Origin of the sequence: Pseudomonas sp. ATCC 43928, from assembly GCF_005938665.2 — a bacterium.
In the GTDB taxonomy this organism is placed as follows: Bacteria; Pseudomonadota; Gammaproteobacteria; order Pseudomonadales; family Pseudomonadaceae; genus Aquipseudomonas.
Genome location: NZ_CP041753.1, coordinates 3,987,423 through 4,005,255, shown reverse-complemented (window position 1 = coordinate 4,005,255; position 17,833 = coordinate 3,987,423). Strand labels below are relative to the sequence as shown.

At 61.7% G+C, this 17,833-nt stretch carries 17 protein-coding genes; 12 read left to right on the top strand and 5 right to left on the bottom strand.

Translation table 11 applies throughout. The features are described from left to right. Position 1 precedes the first annotated feature (1 nt). Genes FFH90_RS18200 through metC form a run of 8 tightly spaced genes read left to right on the top strand, consistent with a single transcriptional unit; the run spans position 2 to position 9,184 of the window. A complete protein-coding gene (locus tag FFH90_RS18200; RefSeq protein WP_138867782.1) occupies positions 2-853 on the top strand; it encodes a transporter substrate-binding domain-containing protein in 852 nt (283 codons plus the stop codon). Beyond that, positions 850-2,274 carry an FAD-binding oxidoreductase gene (locus FFH90_RS18195; protein ID WP_138867781.1) on the top strand — a complete coding sequence of 475 codons (1,425 nt, stop codon included), beginning with the start codon at positions 850-852 and terminating at the stop codon, positions 2,272-2,274. Before FFH90_RS18200 ends, FFH90_RS18195 begins: the two co-directional genes overlap by 4 nt. Then, positions 2,271-3,482, top strand: coding sequence for an aminotransferase class I/II-fold pyridoxal phosphate-dependent enzyme (locus FFH90_RS18190; RefSeq protein WP_018929772.1), 1,212 nt, complete (start codon positions 2,271-2,273; stop codon positions 3,480-3,482). The genes FFH90_RS18195 and FFH90_RS18190 overlap by 4 nt, the downstream gene beginning before the upstream one ends. Continuing rightward, positions 3,479-4,213 carry an amino acid ABC transporter permease gene (locus FFH90_RS18185; RefSeq protein ID WP_086946206.1) on the top strand — a complete coding sequence of 245 codons (735 nt, stop codon included), beginning with the start codon at positions 3,479-3,481 and terminating at the stop codon, positions 4,211-4,213. The genes FFH90_RS18190 and FFH90_RS18185 overlap by 4 nt, the downstream gene beginning before the upstream one ends. After that, positions 4,203-4,991, top strand: a complete 789-nt coding sequence (locus FFH90_RS18180; RefSeq protein WP_111453457.1) for an amino acid ABC transporter permease — start codon at positions 4,203-4,205, stop codon at positions 4,989-4,991. Before FFH90_RS18185 ends, FFH90_RS18180 begins: the two co-directional genes overlap by 11 nt. Continuing rightward, positions 4,978-5,814 carry an amino acid ABC transporter ATP-binding protein gene (locus tag FFH90_RS18175; protein ID WP_138867780.1) on the top strand — a complete coding sequence of 279 codons (837 nt, stop codon included), beginning with the start codon at positions 4,978-4,980 and terminating at the stop codon, positions 5,812-5,814. The genes FFH90_RS18180 and FFH90_RS18175 overlap by 14 nt, the downstream gene beginning before the upstream one ends. Before the next feature lie 17 nt (positions 5,815-5,831). Next, a complete protein-coding gene (locus FFH90_RS18170; protein WP_064618368.1) occupies positions 5,832-6,428 on the top strand; it encodes a hypothetical protein in 597 nt (198 codons plus the stop codon). Continuing rightward, on the top strand, positions 6,425-9,184 hold the full coding sequence (gene metC, locus FFH90_RS18165) for a cystathionine beta-lyase (RefSeq protein WP_138867779.1): 2,760 nt from the start codon (positions 6,425-6,427) through the stop codon (positions 9,182-9,184). The genes FFH90_RS18170 and metC overlap by 4 nt, the downstream gene beginning before the upstream one ends. Here the strand turns inward: metC and FFH90_RS18160 are convergent. From FFH90_RS18160 to FFH90_RS18145, 4 genes are all read right to left on the bottom strand, one after another. After that, entirely contained in the window at positions 9,181-10,368 is a 1,188-nt protein-coding gene (locus FFH90_RS18160; RefSeq protein ID WP_138867778.1) for an MFS transporter, read from the bottom strand. The two genes, metC and FFH90_RS18160, sit on opposite strands and share 4 nt — an antisense overlap. 53 nt (positions 10,369-10,421) lie before the next feature. Further along, positions 10,422-11,120, bottom strand: a complete 699-nt coding sequence (locus FFH90_RS18155; RefSeq protein WP_018929765.1) for a dienelactone hydrolase family protein — start codon at positions 11,118-11,120, stop codon at positions 10,422-10,424. Between the two features lie 47 nt (positions 11,121-11,167). Then, positions 11,168-11,683 (bottom strand): DoxX family protein, encoded by a 516-nt coding sequence (locus FFH90_RS18150; protein ID WP_018929764.1) that lies wholly within the window; start codon positions 11,681-11,683, stop codon positions 11,168-11,170. A 214-nt stretch (positions 11,684-11,897) separates the two neighbouring features. After that, positions 11,898-12,539, bottom strand: a complete 642-nt coding sequence (locus FFH90_RS18145; RefSeq protein WP_086946210.1) for a ferric reductase-like transmembrane domain-containing protein — start codon at positions 12,537-12,539, stop codon at positions 11,898-11,900. Between the two features lie 228 nt (positions 12,540-12,767). On the opposite strand from FFH90_RS18145, the gene glsB reads away from it, so the two are divergent. The 4 genes from glsB (at position 12,768) to FFH90_RS18125 (ending at position 16,969) form a co-directional block, all read left to right on the top strand. Continuing rightward, on the top strand, positions 12,768-13,676 hold the full coding sequence (glsB, locus tag FFH90_RS18140; protein ID WP_018929762.1) for a glutaminase B: 909 nt from the start codon (positions 12,768-12,770) through the stop codon (positions 13,674-13,676). 89 nt (positions 13,677-13,765) lie between these two features. Further along, positions 13,766-14,884, top strand: coding sequence for a DUF3616 domain-containing protein (locus FFH90_RS18135; RefSeq protein WP_138867777.1), 1,119 nt, complete (start codon positions 13,766-13,768; stop codon positions 14,882-14,884). A gap of 83 nt (positions 14,885-14,967) precedes the next feature. After that, on the top strand, positions 14,968-16,470 hold the full coding sequence (locus FFH90_RS18130; protein WP_138867776.1) for an aldehyde dehydrogenase family protein: 1,503 nt from the start codon (positions 14,968-14,970) through the stop codon (positions 16,468-16,470). A gap of 148 nt (positions 16,471-16,618) precedes the next feature. Continuing rightward, entirely contained in the window at positions 16,619-16,969 is a 351-nt protein-coding gene (locus tag FFH90_RS18125) for a BON domain-containing protein (RefSeq protein WP_081625598.1), read from the top strand. A 118-nt stretch (positions 16,970-17,087) separates the two neighbouring features. On the opposite strand, the gene FFH90_RS18120 is transcribed toward FFH90_RS18125, so the two are convergent. Then, positions 17,088-17,747, bottom strand: coding sequence for a carbonic anhydrase (locus FFH90_RS18120; RefSeq protein WP_019579449.1), 660 nt, complete (start codon positions 17,745-17,747; stop codon positions 17,088-17,090). Between the last annotated feature and the right edge of the window lie 86 nt (positions 17,748-17,833).

The following is a 17,833-nucleotide window of genomic DNA, read 5'->3' as shown; positions in this document are numbered from 1 at the left end:
CATGAACCGATATTTTTCCGCTAGAAGCCTGGCCATGCTGTGCCTGGCAGGATGCGCCGTGCTGGGCGCCAGCCTCGCTCAGGCCGATGCCACGCTGGACAAGATCGAACAACGCCACGCGATCAGCGTCGGGGTGATGCTCAGTGGTCCGCCGTTCGGCACCCTCGACCCCAAGACCGGCGAACACCTGGGGTACAACGTCGAACTGGCTAAGGGCATCGCCAAGGCGCTGGGTGTCGAGGCCCAGACTGTTTCGGTGCTGGCACCCAACCGGGTGCAGTTCCTGCAGCAGGGCAAGGTCGACATCCTGATCGCCAATATGCAGTTCACCGAAGAACGCGCCGAGATTCTCGATTACGTGCCCACGCCCTATGAAGAAGTCGTTGGCGCCGCGTTGATTCGCAAGGGTGCGGGTATCACCCAGTGGAGCGACTTTAAGGACAAACCGGTGTGCGTGTCCCAGGGCAGCAACTTCATCAAGCCATTACAGGAAACCTACGGCGCGCAGATCAAGGCGTTTCGCAGCCAGTCCGAATCGCTGTTGTCGTTGCGCGGCAATGGCTGCGTGGCGGCGGTGCATGTCAGCCCGACCATGCATACCTTATTGAGCGATGCCGAGTGGGCCGGGTATGAAATTCCGCTGCCGGGTGACTTGATCCCGTCGAACTCGGTGATCTGGATACGCAAGGGCGAGCACGATACCCAGGCGAAGCTGGATGCCATCGTGCGCGACTGGCACCGCAGCGGCTGGCTGATCGAATTGGGCGAACGCACGGGCATGGCACCGTCGCAAGCCTTGCGTGACCTGCACGAGCAATACCGCAACGCGGCACCGCTGGCAGTGCGGTCATGAGTCGACCGTTGTTCGTGGCCTTGCAGCAACTGCTCGGCGCCCGGCATGTGCAGAGCAGCGAAGAAGCCGCGCCATACCTGACCGACAAACAGGGCCGTTACGTGGGGCAGGTGATTGCCGCCGTGCACCCGGCAAGCACCGAAGAAGTTGCGGCGGTGGTGCGCGCGTGCGTGGCCTGCGATACGCCGGTGGTGGTGCAGGGCGGCAACACCGGGCTGATGGGCGGCGCGACTCCGGACGCCAGTGGCCGCGCGGTGTTGTTGCTGCTCGACCGGATGAATCGCGTTCGGGCAGTGGACACCGACAACGACACCCTGACCGTCGAGGCGGGCTGCATTCTGCACACCATTCAGGGCGTCGCCCGCGATGCCGGGCGCCTGTTCCCGCTGAGCCTGGGCGCCGAAGGCAGCTGCACCATTGGCGGCAATCTGGGCACCAATGCCGGTGGCACGGCGGTGCTGCGCTATGGCAATACCCGCGAATTGACCCTTGGTCTGGAAGTGGTCACCGCCCAGGGCGACATCTGGAATGGCCTGCGCGGTTTGCGCAAGGACAACACCGGTTACGACTTGCGCGACCTGTTCATCGGCAGCGAAGGCACCCTCGGCATCATCACCGCCGCCACCCTGAGACTGTTCCCGTTGCCCAAGGCCCAGGCCACAGCGCTGTTGGCCTTCGACTCGCTGGCCCAAACGGTGACGTTCCTGTCCCATGCCCGCGCCGGTTTCGGTGCCAGCCTGACCGCGTTCGAACTGCTCAGTGCCGGGTGCCTTGCGTTGCTGCGCGAGCAATTTCCCGAAGGCCCACAACCCTTTTCCGGTGCCCGTCAGCCTTGGTTCGCGTTGTTGGAATTGTCCGATAACCACAGCGAAAGCCATGCCCGCGAAGCGTTTGAACAGGTACTGGGCGAGGCCTACGAGCAGAGCCTGCTGGCCGATGCGCTGATCGCCGAAAGCCTCGCCCAGAGCCAGGCGTTTTGGCTGTTGCGCGAGAACATGAGCGAGGCGCAGAGGCGTGCCGGTCGCAATATGAAGCACGACATCTCGGTGCCGATTTCCCAGGTCGTGGCATTTGTCGCCCATACCGATGCGCTGTTGCAGCGCCATTTCCCTGGTGTGCGGCATTACACCTTCGGCCATCTGGGCGACGGTAACCTGCATTACAACGTCGCCCATCCGCACAACTCAACGGTCGAGGCGCACATGGCCCATTACGCAGCACTCAGCCAACTGGTGCACGACAGCGCCCACGCTCACGGCGGCTCCATTAGCGCCGAGCACGGTGTCGGCCAGCGCAAACGGGACATGCTAGGGCGCTACAAAAGCCCGGTGGAACTCGACCTGATGCGCCGGATCAAGCAAGCGCTGGACCCGAACAATCTGCTGAATCCCGGCAAGGTTTTGAAGGGGAGTCAGTCATGACGCTTCGTCTGTCCAAACGCGTACAGCGCGTCTCGCTGTCGGCCAATGCCGCCGCGAAATCTCAAGCCACGGCATTGCGCGAGGCTGGTCGCGACATCCTCGACCTGACCACCGGCGAGCCGGATTTTGACACCCCGGAGCACATCAAGCAGGCCGCTTATGCCGCCATCGCCGCCGGTGCCACCAAGTACACGCCGACACCGGGCGTGAAGGCCTTGCGCATCGCGGTGCAACGCAAACTCCAGCAGGAAAACCAGCTGGACTATCCGCTGGAATCGATCGTGATTGGCAACGGTGCCAAACAGATCATCTTCAATGCCTTTGCCGCCACCCTCGACGACGGCGATCAGGTGCTGGTGCCAACGCCGTACTGGCCGTCGTTCCCCGACAGCGTGCGCTTCAATGGCGGCGAGCCGGTGTTTATCGAATGCGGGCTGGCGCAGGGCTGCAAACTGACGGCCGAACAATTGGAGCAACGGATTGGCGAACGGACTCGCTGGCTGATCCTCAACGGCCCCGGCAACCCCAGCGGCGCGGTGTACAGCGCGGCCGAGCTGCGCGCCCTGGCCGAGGTGCTGCGGCGCCATCCCCACGTGCTGATTCTGCTGGATGAGCTCTACGAACATATCCGTTTCGACGGTTTGCCTGCCCAGAGCCTGCTCAACGTTGCGCCGGATTTGCAGGCGCGCAGCCTGCTGGTGGGCGGGGTGTCCAAGACCTACGCCATGACCGGTTGGCGCATCGGTTTCGGCGCCGGACCGCAAGCGCTGACCCAGGCCATGACCGTGGTGCAATCGCAATCCACCTCGGGCGCTTCCTCGGTCGGACAAGCCGCCGCATTGGCGGCATTCGAAGGTGGACTGGATTTCTTGCGGTCGCAAGTCGCGGCCTATCAACAACGCCGGGATTCACTGGTCAGCGCCTTACGCGAAGTGGACGGTCTTGAAGTGCTCGAACCTCAAGGTGGTTTCTTCGTGTTTGTGCGCTGCGCCGGGTTGTTGGGGCGCTATCGCCCGGACGGTCGACGTCTGCAAAGCGATGCCGACGTCGTCGCGTATTTGCTGGAAGAGGGCGTGGCCGGCGTGGCGGGCAGCGCTTATGGCTTGTCGCCGTGGTTTCGCCTGTCCATTGCCACGGCGACTGACACCGTAGTCGAAGCCGGATGCCGCATCGCTCAAGCCTGCAGGCAATTGCGGGGCGAACCATGAGTCATTTGTTGGAACTGTTCGTCCACTGGGCCGCCGGATTCGGCCTGAACTACGGCTTTCTGCTGGACGCTTATCAGCGCGGAACCCTGGAGAAGGGCGCGCTGACCACGGTGCTGCTGTGCCTGTTCACCATCGTCGGCAGCCTGCTGGCGGGGGTCGGTTTGGCGGCGATGTTGACCTCGGGTAAACCCTGGCTGACAAAACCTGCTCGGGTGTTTGTCGAAGTCACCCGCAACACACCGACGCTGGTGCAGCTGTATTGCGCATTTCTGGTGCTGAATATGCTGCTGACCCAGGCCGTCGGCGCGGCCAACCCGCTGACGCCGTTCGCTTGGGTGGTGATCGTGATTTCGCTGCACAAAGGTGCGTTTCATGCCGAAGCCTTGCGTGCCGGGATCGAAGCGGTGCCGGCAGTGACAATCGAGGCGGCCAGTTCGCTGGCGTTCAGCAGTCGCCAGTTGTTGTGGAATGTGCAACTGCCGCTGGCCCTGCGTTTTGCCTTGCCATCGCTGATCAACAATCTGATCGACCTGGTGAAAATGACCGCCGTCGCCTCGGCCATCGCCGTCGGCGATATCACCTACGCGGCGATCATGATCTGGACCCAGAGCGATAACGTGTTGGAGCTGATGATTCTGATCCTGACGTTTTTCGGCCTGCTGAGTTTTACCGTCAATTGTGTGGGGCGCCTGCTCGAAGCGCGCCTGAGGATGCCCGGTTATGGCCATTGAATCGTCCGTCACCGCGCCGCTGGCCTGGCCGCGTCGGCATGTCGGCAAGTTGCTGCTGTTGGTGGGGGCCGTGCTCTGGCTGGTGTATTTCGCGCCGCACAGCCCGGTACTCAAGGCTTTGCTGCAATGGTCGCCAGCCTTGGTCGTCGGGTTTGGCCAGAACATTCTGATCAGTCTGGTGGCGATCGGGCTGGGCTCGTTGCTGGGGTTGTTGGTCGGTGCCCTGACGTTGTCGCCGTTGTGGCTGCTGCGCTTGCCGGCGCGGATCTGGGTGCAGATTTTTCGCAACGCGCCGTGGCTGGTGCTGATCTATTTCACCACCTATGTGTTCCCGTTCGAGATCCACATCGGCAGCGCTTATGTCGCGTTCCCGGACTGGGTCAAGGTCACGATTGGCCTGGCGTTGCCGGCGAGCGCCAATGTTGCGGAGATCTTCCGTGGTGCCGTCGCCTCGATCCCCAGTACCCAGTGGGAAGCGGCGCGATCCCTGGCCTTCACTCGCGGGCAGATTTTCCGCTCGATCATCCTGCCGCAGTGCTTCAAACGCATGTTGCCGCCGTGGATGAACCTCTACGCGGTGATCACCATGGGCACCGCACTGGCGTCTTTGGTGGGCGTGCATGACGTGATCGACACCGCGCAAATCGCCAGCAACACGGTGAACCTCACCGGCTTCACTGTGGTGATTTACCTGAGCCTGCTGGTGCTGTTCTTTGCTTACTGCTACCCGATTTCCCGACTCACCCAACGCCTGGAGCGACGTTATGCCTTCTACTGAAACCGTCGCCGAACCCTTGGTCAGCCTGCGCGACCTGCACCTGTCATTTGGCAGCAACCCGGTGCTCAAGGGCATAGACCTCGACGTGCATCGCGGCCAGGCCGTGTCGATCATTGGCCCGTCCGGCTCCGGCAAGTCGACGATCCTGCGCTGCATCACCGGCCTGTTGCAGCCCCAGCGCGGGAGCATCCGCGTCGGCGCCACCGAGGTTCACACCCTGGCCCAGGAAAGCCAGCGTATCGAGCTGCGCAAGCGTGTGGGGTTTGTGTTCCAGCAGTACAACCTGTTTCCGCATTTGTCGGTGCTGGAGAACCTGGTAATCGCCCCGCGCAAAGTGCTCGGGCGCAACCGCGCCGAGGCCGAAAAAGACGCCCGCGCCTTGCTGGCCAAGGTGCGCATGGAGCACAAGGCCGATGCTTTTCCGGGGCAACTCTCCGGCGGTCAGCAACAGCGGGTGGCGATTGCCCGGGCGTTGGCCATGCGCCCGGAACTGATTCTGTTCGATGAGGTGACTTCTGCCCTCGACCCGGAAACCGTTGGCGAGGTGCTGACGGTGATTCGCGAACTCACGGAAGAGGGCATGACCTGCGTGCTGGTGACCCACGAAATGCGTTTTGCCGAAGAGATCAGCGACATCGTCTACTTCACCGAAAACGGCGTGATCGTCGAACGCGGTAGTGCCGAGCAGATCTTCCAGCACCCCACCAGCGAGCGGACCCGGGAGTTTCTGCGTCACGCCCTGGGCGATCCGGGACGCCGTCCCCGTGTCGCCAACGATCCGTATCTGTTGAGTAACCTGAGCCGCTACAGCCTGTCCGTCTAATACCGAGGAGTCTGTTCATGAGTACCGATAACCGTGCCGCCGTCATCGAGGATTTCCTCAAGAAAATCCGCGTCATCCATCAGCGTGGCGTCGACCGCGCCGCGTTGACGGAGATCGTCGCCTTGCTCGAAACCCTGGCCGAGCGCCGTGATTTGTTTAATTTCGACGCGTTCCCGGCGCCCGTGCCGGGGCAGGGCAGCACCGCGTTCCGCTACCGCCTCAACGACGATGGCGACACGCCGACGCTGTACCTCAACTCATTGCTGCCGGGTAAAAGTACGATCCCGCACAACCACGAAACCTGGGCGATCATCAGCGCCATCGAAGGCCAGGAAATCAATTACGTCTACACCCGTGATGACGAGGGCCGCGAGCCTGGGTTCACCACGTTGCACCTGGAAAAGGAAGTGATCGTGCAACCCGGCACGTCGATCTCGTTTCTCGGTGAAGACCTGCATGGCATCCGTGTCGAAGGCGAGCAGCCGACCCTGCATTTCCACCTGTACGGTTTGCCGCTGGAATCGCTCAACGGCCGTTACGGGGTCGAGGCCGACGGGCGCATTCTCAATTACAACGCCTCGCAAATGGCGCCGTCGATCAAGGCCTACACATGAGCCAGACCGTAACCCCAGGGCAACTGCAGCAATGGCTGTTCGACGGGCAGGAAATTGCCCTGTTTGATGTGCGTGAGCATGGCCAATATGGCGAAGCCCACCTGTTTCACGGGGTGAACCTGCCCTACAGTCGCCTGGAGCTGGAGGTCCGACGCCTGGCGCCGAATCCTCAGGTGCGGCTGGTGATCTATGACCAGAACGGCGGGGACATCGCGGTGCGCTCTGCTCGGCGTTTGCAGGCGCTGGGGTACAGCCGCGTGCATATTCTCGACGGCGGTGCCGATGCCTGGCAGGCGGCAGGCCTGCAACTGTTCGCGGGTGTGCATGTGCCGTCCAAAGCCTTTGGCGAGTTGGTGGAAGAGGTCAGTGATACACCGCATGTCACCGCCAGGCAGCTGGCTGAATGGCAAGCCCGGGGCGAGCCTCTGGTGGTGCTGGACGGTCGGCCGTTCGACGAATACCGCAAGATGACCATCCCCGGTTCTGTCTGCTGCCCGAACGGCGAGCTGGGCTATCGCGTACAGGATCTGGTACCGGACGACAGCACGCCGATTGTGGTCAATTGTGCCGGTCGAACCCGCAGCATTATTGGCGCCCAGACCCTGATCAATCTGGGATTGAAGAATCCGGTCTACGCCTTGGAAAACGGTACGCAGGGCTGGTACCTGGAAGATTTCCGGCTGGAACATGGCAGCACCCGCCGCTATGCCGATGAGGTGTCATCGAAGACCTTGCCGCAACAACGCCTCGCCGCGGCACAACTGGCCGCACGGGCCGGGGTAGAAACCGTTACGGCGGCGCAAGTCGAGCAGTGGGCCGGGGAGGCCGCACGCAGTTTGTTTCTGTGCGATGTGCGCACCGCCGAGGAGTTTGTCGCCGGCAGTTTGCCCGGTGCGCAACACACGCCGGGCGGGCAGTTGATTCAGTCTACTGACCTGTATATCGGCGTGCGTCAGGCGCGGTTGGTGCTGATCGACAGCGATGGCATACGGGCGCCGATCGTTGCCAGTTGGCTTCGGCAGTTGGGGCATGAAGCTTATGTGCTGGAAGGTGGGGTGAGTAGCGGTCTGGCATTGCCCGCGCTTGAGGTATCCGTTCACGAAACATTGCCCGTGACCACCGCGCAAGCCCTGGCCGATGCGTTGAAGGATGACGCGGTGGCATTGATTGACCTGCGCCCGAGCATGACCTTCCGCAAAGGTCATATCGCCGGCTCGCGCTGGTCGATTCGTTCGTTGCTGGCAAGTGAAGTGGCCGGTGAACAGCGACCTCTGGTGTTGCTGGCCGATGACCCGCAGCTGGCAGCGTTCGCGGCGCTGGAATTGCCCGATGTTCAACGTGCGCAAACCCGGCTGTTGAGCGGCGGCGTTGACGCCTGGCGCGAGGCGGGTTTTGCGTTGCAAGAAGATGCCAATACGCCGCCCGATCAGCAGTGCATCGATTTTCTGTTCTTTACCCATGATCGCCACGCCGGCAACAAGGACGCGGCGCGTCAGTACCTGGCCTGGGAAATCGGCCTGTTGGCGCAAATGAGCGCAGACGAAATCGCCAGCCTGAAACCGCTGCGCGCGCCGTCTCAAGCGACTCGTGATGCGCGGGTGCGTACCCGTCTGGTGCAGGCGGCGCGTACCGAAAAGGGCAGTGGCAGTCGAGGTGTCAACGTGCCCGTCACTCGTTTGAGCACGGTGCTGTTCGACAACCTGGCGCAGATGCGCGATGCCCGTGCTCGCCGTGACCGGGAGCGGGTGCTGAGCTATGGCGCTCGGGGCAATCCGACCGCTTTTGCCTTGGAAGACCTGGTGACGGAGCTGGAAGGCGGTTATCGCACCCGCTTGTTTGGCACCGGGCTGGCGGCGGTGGCGCAGACGTTCCTGGCCTACCTGCGGCCCGGCGATCATGTGCTGATCAACGACGCGGTGTATGCGCCCGTGCGGCGTCTGGCTCGGGAGCTGCTTGGGCCGTTCGGCATCCAGGTCAGCTACTTCGCGCCTGACGGCAGCGGCCTGCAAGGGCAACTGCAAGCCAACACCAAAATGGTCTACACCGAAGTGCCCGGCTCGCTGCTGTATGAACTCTGCGACCTGCCGGCCATTGCCGCGCTGTGCAAACCACGGGGCATCCTGCTGGCCGTCGATAATACTTGGGGCTCGGGCTACCTGTACCGGCCGCTGACTCTGGGCGCGGACATCTCGATCATGGCGTTGACCAAGTACCTGTGTGGCCACAGCGATGTGGTCATGGGCAGCGTCTGTACCCGGCAAGAAGTCTGGCAGCCGCTGGCGTCCATGAGCGACACCTTTGGCAGCGCCGTCAGCCCCGACGACGCCTGGCTGGTGCTGCGCGGCGCCCGAACCCTGGCGCCACGCCTGGAGGTGCACGAACGCCAGGCCCTGGAAATCGCTCATTGGCTACAAGCGCAACCGCAGGTGAAACGGGTGTTCCATCCGGCGCTGGCCGATCATCCCCACCATGCACTGTGGCGACGGGACTTCACGGGCAGCAACGGCTTACTGTCCTTCGAACTGCGTGATGCCGACGCTACGTATGTAGAGCGCTTCATCGATGCGTTGCAGGTGTTTGGTCTGGGCGCGTCCTGGGGCGGCTATGAAAGCCTGGTCACCGTCGCCGACACCCAGGATCGCAACAGTGCGGCAGATCGCGCATTGAACCCGGTGCTGCGGTTGCACATTGGCCTGGAAGATGTCGACGCGTTGATCGAGGATTTGCAACGCGGGTTCACCGCGATCGCGGACTAGGACTTGCGCAGCACAAGCAACAACAGCGCCGCAGCCGCCAGCACCGCCCCGGCGATGAAAGTGCTGGCGGAACCCGAGGTTTCCCATAGCGCGCCAGCCAGCACGCTGGCGATCAACAGGCACACGCCGCTGATCAGATTGAACAGGCCGAACGCCGTGCCCCTGAGATGTTCGGGTGCGGTGTCGGCGATCAGCGTCGCGAGAATGCCCTGGCTGAAACCCATGTGCAGACCCCACAAGGCCACGCCCGCCAGCATGGTCATGATTGAATCCGCTTGCGCCAGCAGCAGGTCCGCCAGGATCAGCAGCCCCATGCCGACACACAGCAACTTGGTGCGGCTGATCCGGTCGGACAGCCAGCCGGCCGGGTAGGCGGACACCGCGTACAACAGCGACATGACCACCATCACCATCGGCACCCAAGTGGCCGTCAGACCTGTCTGCTGCGCTTTCAAGACCAGAAAGGCCTCGCTGAAACGGGCCAGCGTGAAGAGCCCGCCGACGATCACTACCCACCAGTAACCCCGGGAAAACTCCCGCAGAACCTTCCAGTGGATAGGCGAGCGAAAGGTGTGTTTCCCGGCGACATCGGTTGGTTCTTTGACGCCACCGACAATCAGCGCCACCGATATCACCGCCGGGATCACCGCGAACCACAACACCAGATGGATCTGCCCGAGCCAGAGCATCAGCACGATCGCCAGAACCGGACCCAGAATCGCCCCCACGGTGTCCATCGACTGGCGCAAGCCGAAGCAGGCACCACGGATTTCGGCCGGGGCGACATCGGCGACCAGCGCATCGCGCGGCGCGCCACGAATGCCTTTGCCGATGCGGTCCAGAAAGCGCGCGGTAAATACCACATCAACCGAGTGCGCGAGGGGAAACAGCGGCTTCGACAACGCCGCCAGACCGTAGCCCATCAGCAGCAGGCCTTTACGCCGGCCGATAAAGTCGCTGATGGCGCCGGAGAATATCTTGACCACCATCGCCGTCGCCTCGGCAATGCCTTCGATCACCCCGACGGTCAGTGCGCTAGCGCCTAAAGTAGTGACCAGAAATACCGGCAACAGGCTGTGCACCAGCTCTGACGAAAGGTCCATGAACAGGCTGACAAAACCCAGGGCCCAGACCGTGGAGGGAATACGCAGTGAGGCTGGTCTGGGTTTTGCTAGGTTGTCCATGCTGGTTTCCGGGCTGAATACTCATCGAGTATTGATAGCGCCAACCTCGGCTATCAAAGGTTCTGACTTAAAAAGATCAACGTATTGCCATGCGCCTCGGCCGCCGCCCGTTGGTTGTAGCTGTCACGGTGCGAGCAGTTGAAACCATGTTCGGCCCCCGGATACACCTCGATATCGACATCGTCGTTGAACTCGAAACGCTCGGCGATTTGCTTCACGGCGTCGATGGGGATGTGGCTGTCCTGTTCGCCGAAGTGCATCAGCAGCGGCACCTTGATTTCACCGGCCCGATCCAGTTGGTTCTGAATGCCGCCGCCGTAATAGGCGATCGCCACGTCGACGAAACCGTTGGCTGCGGTGTTGTACGACAGCATGCCGCCGAAGCAGTAACCGATGGAGGCGATCCTGCCGTCGAGCCCGGTATGCGTCTTCAGGGTATCGATGGCCAGTTTGATGTCAGCCTGGGCTTTATAGCGGTCGGTGGCGTTCATCAATTCGACGGCGCGTTTCCAGCCGGCTTCGTCGTAGCCCAGTTCGATACGGTGGCCGTGGCGCCAGAACAGATCCGGCGCTATGACCAGATAGCCATCGGCGGCGTATTGCTCGGCGACCGAGCGGATGTGCTCGTTGACCCCGAAGATTTCCTGAATCAGCACGATCCCCGGCCCTTTACGGGTGTGGGGGATGGCCAGGTAAGCGCCGAAGGTGCCTTCGGGGCTGCTGATTTCGATCCATTGGCTGGTTACGCTCATGATGGCTCCTTTGCATAAGTTGGATGGGGTATCGAGACGCTGGCGCCTCAGCGGTGACTGCGCCGCCAGAAGAGTCGAGCCAACAACGCGTCCATGCTGAGTTTGCCGGCCCCCGAGAACAACAACGGCATGAGGGCTACGAGGTAGATCAACGGCAGCTTGAAGTTGCCGTGGCCCTTGTTGCTGATGGCATAACCCTGGGCAAGTTCACTCAATGTAGACCAATCAGCCGGCCAGTGGACGGCAGCGGTCGCGACGACCGTGACCACCACGAGAATAATCGCCGAGAGCCGTGTCCCGAGGCCTGCCAGCAGGGTGAGGGCGCAGATCAGCTCGGCCCACATCGCCAGTTCCCAGTTCAGCGTGGCGGGAACGTGGTTGAAGGGAAACGGGAAGCGGTCCTGGATGTCCGCGAACCAGTTCTGGCCGTTCCATTTTTCCAGGCCAGACTCGAAAAACTCCCAGGCCAGAAACAGCCGCAGGGTAAGGGGCGCGATCCAGTTGCCGACGCGGTCGAGGTTCAGGTGCAGGCCTTTGACGGCTGATGAAAGGGAAGTGTTCATGGGTTTGATCTCCGTGAGTTTGATCGTTGGCAGGCAATCACCCGTAGCCGCTGTAGCAGCTGCCGAGCAGCGCGAGGCTGCGTTCGGCTGCGAAGCAGTCGTACAGCCTGACGTTGCGGTGCGTCAGGCTGACCGCGTTAGTCGAATTCACGACTGCTGCGCAGCCGAACGCAGCCTCGCAGGCTCGACAGCTGCTACAGCGAGCGCAGAGCTGCTACGGGGTGTTGTTGGTCAGGGGATAGGCGCGGGGCAGGCTACGTTTGTACTTCTGCGCAATCGTGCCCAGCAGCCGAATGACAATCGCTGAAAACATCAGGCCGAACGGCAGGACGTACCAGGCGCTCAGTGGGATGCGTTTGAAGTTGGAAAAGGCGAACACCGCCGCGATCACCCACATGCCGCAGGTGTGCAGGGTTTTCCAGGCTTTGGGGCCGATCAGGCGCGCCGTGGTTTTGAATGAGGTCAATGCCATCAACAGAATGAACAGGTAACCGACCGAACCCGGAATATTGCCGACCGTGGTGCGGCCGGGCCAGAACTCGGGGTTCAGTTGGCCGTAGCTGTAGATCAGGATGGCGTGGACCAGATGGGAAAACGCGAAGGCCAGGCCGATGAAGCGTCGTTCACGCACCAGCGAGTGGCTGAAAGGCGAGGGCACCAGCACCGCCAGGGCCGATGCAGTGAACGCGGCGAGAAACAGCGCAAACGAAGTGCGTGCGGTGGCGCGAATGGCGCTGCGGGTGGCTTCTACCAGATCGGGGTTGAGCAGCAGAATCAGGCCGGTCATCAGCAGCACCAGCATGGCCAGCAGGCCAAACAGCGACCAACCATGGTAACGGGGGACTTGGGTCATCATGACAACACTCCTGAGCAAGGGCCGACCCGGTTTACCGGTGGTCAGCGGACGACAGAAGTGTTGCAATCAGCTGTATTGGCGATATGTCTGAAAGACCGCCCGGTGCAAGTTGGTGTATCCCGGGCCGCGACAGATACATTCGCGTACAAAACTGTGATTCAGCGCCGTCCAGCGGCGTCTAGCGACAGTGTCCCCGCAATCCCATGGGGCGAGACTTCGGAACCCGGCATGCAAGCGCTGTTGAACGAGATCCTTGACGCAGTCCGACCGTTGATCGGTCAGGGCAAAGTGGCTGACTACATTCCCGCCCTCGGCGAGGTACCGGGCAATCAATTGGGCATTGCCGTGTATGGCAATGACGGCGAGTTGTTTTGCGCGGGGGACGCCGACACGCCGTTCTCGGTGCAGAGTATTTCCAAGGTGTTCAGCCTGGTGCAGGCCATTGAACACTCCGGCGAAGCGATATGGGAACGCCTGGGCCACGAGCCGTCGGGCCAGCCGTTCAACTCGCTGGTGCAGCTGGAATTCGAGCGCGGGCGCCCGCGCAATCCCTTCATCAATGCCGGTGCGCTGGTGATCTGCGACATCAATCAATCGCGCTTTGCCGCTCCAGCGCTGTCGATGCGCGATTTCGTCCGGCGCTTGTCCGGCAACCCGAACATCATGGTAGACGGCAAGGTCGCCGAATCCGAATACCAGCACCGCGCGCGTAACGCGGCCATGGCGTATCTGATGCAGTCGTTCGGCAACTTCCATAACGATGTCGAGGCGGTGCTGCGCAGCTACTTCAGCCATTGCGCGCTGCGCATGAGTTGCGTGGACCTCGCCCGGGCGTTCTGCTTCCTGGCCAACGACGGCTTCTGCAAACATAGCGGCGCACAGATCCTCAGCGCCCGCCAGACCCAACAAGTCAACTCGATCATGGCCACCAGCGGGCTGTACGACGAAGCGGGCAACTTTGCCTATCGCGTCGGTCTGCCGGGCAAGAGCGGCGTGGGCGGGGGGATCGTCGCGGTAGTGCCGGGGCAATTCACGGTGTGCGTCTGGTCCCCGGAATTGAACGCTGCCGGCAACTCTCTCGCGGGTATGGCGGCGCTGGAGTTGTTGAGTCAGCGGATTGGCTGGTCGGTGTTCTGATGGCGCTCCTTGACTTGCACCGGGTGGTCGCTAACGTGAAGTAGATCTTTTGACTGCTCACCCGATCGGGTGGAGGCGCGGGTGAATCCATGATGAAGTTCGGTTCCGCGCTTCTCGTCTTCAATGAGACGGACGCTCATTTGCGCGACGGGTTGTCTGCCGTGGTGCAGGTCGGCAACACCCTGTGGGTCGCCAATGATGAATCCTTGAGCCTTGAACGTTTCACCCAGCGCGAGCGCGCCAGCCCGGGCCAATTTCTGTTTGATCAGCAGAAGCGGTTCCCGTTGGCATCCCTGTTGACGCTGCCGGTCATGCCGGACGTTGGCAAAGAAGACGTTGAAGCAGACCTGGAGGGCATGAGCTACGACCGCGACACAGGGTATCTCTGGATCGTGGGCTCTCACAGCCTGAAACGGAAAAAGCCCGATAGCACCAAGTCCCTGAAGAAAAACGCTGAACGTCTGGCCATTGTCAGCCGTGATGGCAATCGTTTTCTCCTGGCCCGGATTCCTCTGGTCGAAGAAAACGGGACGTTCACTTTGGTGACGAGCACCACCAGCGATGATCGAGTCGCCGCTCAATTGGCCGGCAATCAACTGGGTAACGAATTGCTCGATGAACTCAAGGACGACGAACATGTCGGGGCATTCCTGCACATTCCCAGCAAGGACAACGGGTTCGATACCGAAGGCCTCGAGGTCAATGGCAAGCGTGTTTTTATCGGGTTGCGAGGGCCTGTGCTGCGGGGATGGGCAATCATTCTGGAGGTCGAACCCGAAGACCATCCCAAGCTTGCTCACACACTGAGGCTGAAGAAAATCGGGCCGGGTGGGCGAAAGTATCGAAAGCATTTTTTCCAGCTGAATGGACTCGGCGTCAGGGACTTATGCCTCGATGGTGACGATATGTTGATCCTGGCTGGACCGACGATGGACCTCGACGGGCCCGTCACTGTATTTCGATGGCGCGACGGCGCCAGGCCAGCAGATGAAGGTTTCGTTTTCAGCGAACAATTGACGTCGGTCTTGGAGGTTTCTTACGGGCAAGGAGAAGATAAAGGCTGCGATCATGCCGAAGGGATGACCTTTATCGGCACCGAAGGCGTAGAAGAGCCATTGTTGCTGGTGGTTTATGACGTGAATTCGGACAAGCGTAAACAGGGTAGCAATGGACTGGAGCAGGACGTATTTCGACTTGCGAAAAAGTAACCGCCACCGCGTCCCGGTGAATGACGCTCCACGGATTTTCCTATACATTTTCCGACCGCCCCCCTGCATGGTGAAACCGCTTCATGTCTCTTGCGCTCGAACGTCTAGTCGCTGGCACGCCGATCCCATTTGCCGGTAATCGTGTCACGGTCGTCAGCCCCGAACTGGCGGCGCGCTTTCAGCCCGGCGACCATCTGCTGGTGGAGCAGGTCAGCGGCGAGTTGTTGCTGATCCCGGTGGCGGATCAGCAGGCGGCGACGGTCGCCATCGAGCGCGCCGAGGCGGCGTTTGCCGCAATGTCCAGCGTTTCGGATCACGCCATCAGCGAGTTCTTTGATCGCTTCGCGCAACGCCTGGAAACCCCGGAATGCTGGGCTTTGATTGCAGCCGCCAACCTGGCCGACATCGAGCGGGCCAAGGCACGCGGGCGTTCCACCACGCGATTGCTGGCTGATGAGCGCATGCGCCGCGACATGATCGCCGGCCTGCGGGCCTGGCGCGATGCACCGGCCACCCGCGGCCAAGTCGTGAGCTGCCTCGAGCACGACGGCTGGAAAGTCGAGCAGGTGGTTTCGCCGCTGGGCATCGTCGCTTTTGTGTTCGAAGGCCGGCCCAATGTCTTCGCCGACGCCGCCGGTGTATTGCGTACCGGTAACACTGCGGTGCTGCGCATTGGCAGCGACGCGTTGGGCACCGCCCAGGCCATCGTCACCCATGCATTGAATCCGGCACTGGCCGATGCCGGGTTGCCGAGCGGTGCAGTGTCGCTGGTCGAAAGTGTCAATCACGCCGCCGGCTGGGCGATGTTCGCCGACCGGCGCCTGTCGCTGGCCGTGGCCCGTGGTTCGGGGCATGCGGTCAGCCAGTTGGGCAGCATCGCGCAACAGGCCGGCACCGCCGTCAGCCTGCACGGCACCGGTGGCGCCTGGATGATCGCGAATAAAGATGCCGATGCCCAGCGCTTCGCCGCCGTGGTGCGCAATTCGCTGGACCGCAAAGTCTGCAACACCTTGAACGTTTGCCTGATCCACCGCGACCGAGCAGCCGAACTGGTGCCGCTGTTTCTCGATGCACTGCAACAGGCCGGCACCGCGCGAGGCCAAGGCTGCAAACTGCACATCGTCGAGGGCAGCGAGCAGCATTTGCCGAGCGATTGGCGCACCGCGAGCGTCGAGGTGTACCGCGCCGAAGGCTATCAGACCGAAGCACAGGCCGAACCGCTGCCCGAGGACCAATTGGGCCGCGAGTGGGAATGGGAAGAAACCCCGGAAGTCAGCCTGAAGATCGTCGACGATCTGGATCAGGCCATAGCCTTGTTCAACCGCTACAGCCCGCAATTCACCGTGTCGCTGATCAGTGAGGATGCCCAGGCGCAGGCGCGGTTCTACAACGCGGTCAACGCGCCTTTTGTCGGCAACGGGATCACCCGCTGGGTCGACGGACAGTACGCGCTGAACAAGCCGGAACTGGGGCTTTCGAACTGGGAGAGCGGTCGCCTGTTTGCGCGCAGCGCGATTCTCTCGGGTGATGGCGTGTTCACGATCCGCAGCCGCATGACCCAGGTGGATCTGTCGGTCAAACGCTGACAGCGATAAGTTAAGCCACGCTCCCACGGATTTTCGTCGCTCATCAGGAGCCGCCGGCTGCAGGCAACGGCACGCACTATACTTATTGTGTGTCCGTGCCTGCGCGGGGACGGACAGCGCATCTGATTACGTGTGAGAGGATTGCGCCATGAAACTTCATGACTTCCAACATTACTCCCATGGTCTGGAAACGGTCGTTCACGACACGTGGATTACCACCCGGGTAAAGTCGGCCCTGGCATTGGCCGATACCACTCTTGGCCTGAATGTCCATGTCAAAACCCATGCGGGTGCGGTGGCATTGAGCGGTCGCGTCAATACCCATAGACAGTGTGAGCACGCTGTTGCTCTGGCCCGTTCGGTTCCTGGTGTCGTCAACATCGATGCCAGCGAATTGCTCACTCATGTGTTCACCCCAGGCAGTTTTCCAGAAGCGCCCAACGCTGAAGACACACCTGAACGTCGGCCACAATCGTCAGCCAAGACGGACGACAAATAACCAGGGCGACCGTGTGAGTGTCACATTCCCGGCCGGGAAACGAGGACGGGCGCAGTAGCGCGCCTGTCCACTTTGTAACGCTGCGCCAAGCCTGGTGCAGCTTGTGCGGTCGACACCTTCAGGCGGCTTCGACCGTTTTGCCGTGCACGGCGCAAGTGCCGGGGTGTTCGGCCAGCGACACGAAGCTGTGACTGCCGGCATCCAGGGCGTCGACCGAGCCGGTTTCGATGTCATAGACCCAGCCATGCAGGTTCAACAGGCCTTTTTCCAGGGCCAGGCGCACGCTTGGGTGGGTCTGGATATTGGCCAGTTGGGCGATGACGTTTTCCCGCACCATCGAACTGACCTTGGCCGCATCGCTGGCATGAGGGCGGGATTCGTTGATCACCTTGGCCGACTCGGCGTGCTGCAACCAGCCGCTGACGGCGGGCAGGTGATCCATGCATTTGCACTGGGCAATGGCGGTCATGGCGCCACAGTCCGAATGACCGCAGATCACGATGTCCGTCACGCCCAATACCGCGACCGCATATTCCACCGTGGCCGACACGCCGCCCGGATGCGGGCTGTAAGAGGGCACGATATTGCCGGCGTTGCGCACCACGAACAGTTCGCCGGGCTCTTGCTGGGTCAGCAGTTCCGGTACCACGCGGCTGTCGGAACAGGTGATGAACAAGGTGCCGGGATGCTGGGTGGTGGCCAGGTGTTTAAACAGGTCGGTACGTTGCGGAAACGCTTCTTTCTGAAACTTCAATAAACCTTCGATGAGCGCTTTCATGGCGGACTTCCTTGCAATGAATGAGGGGGCGTAGCAGCCTCGCAGGCTCGGCAGCTGCTACGGGGTATCGCTTGCTAAAGGTGGCC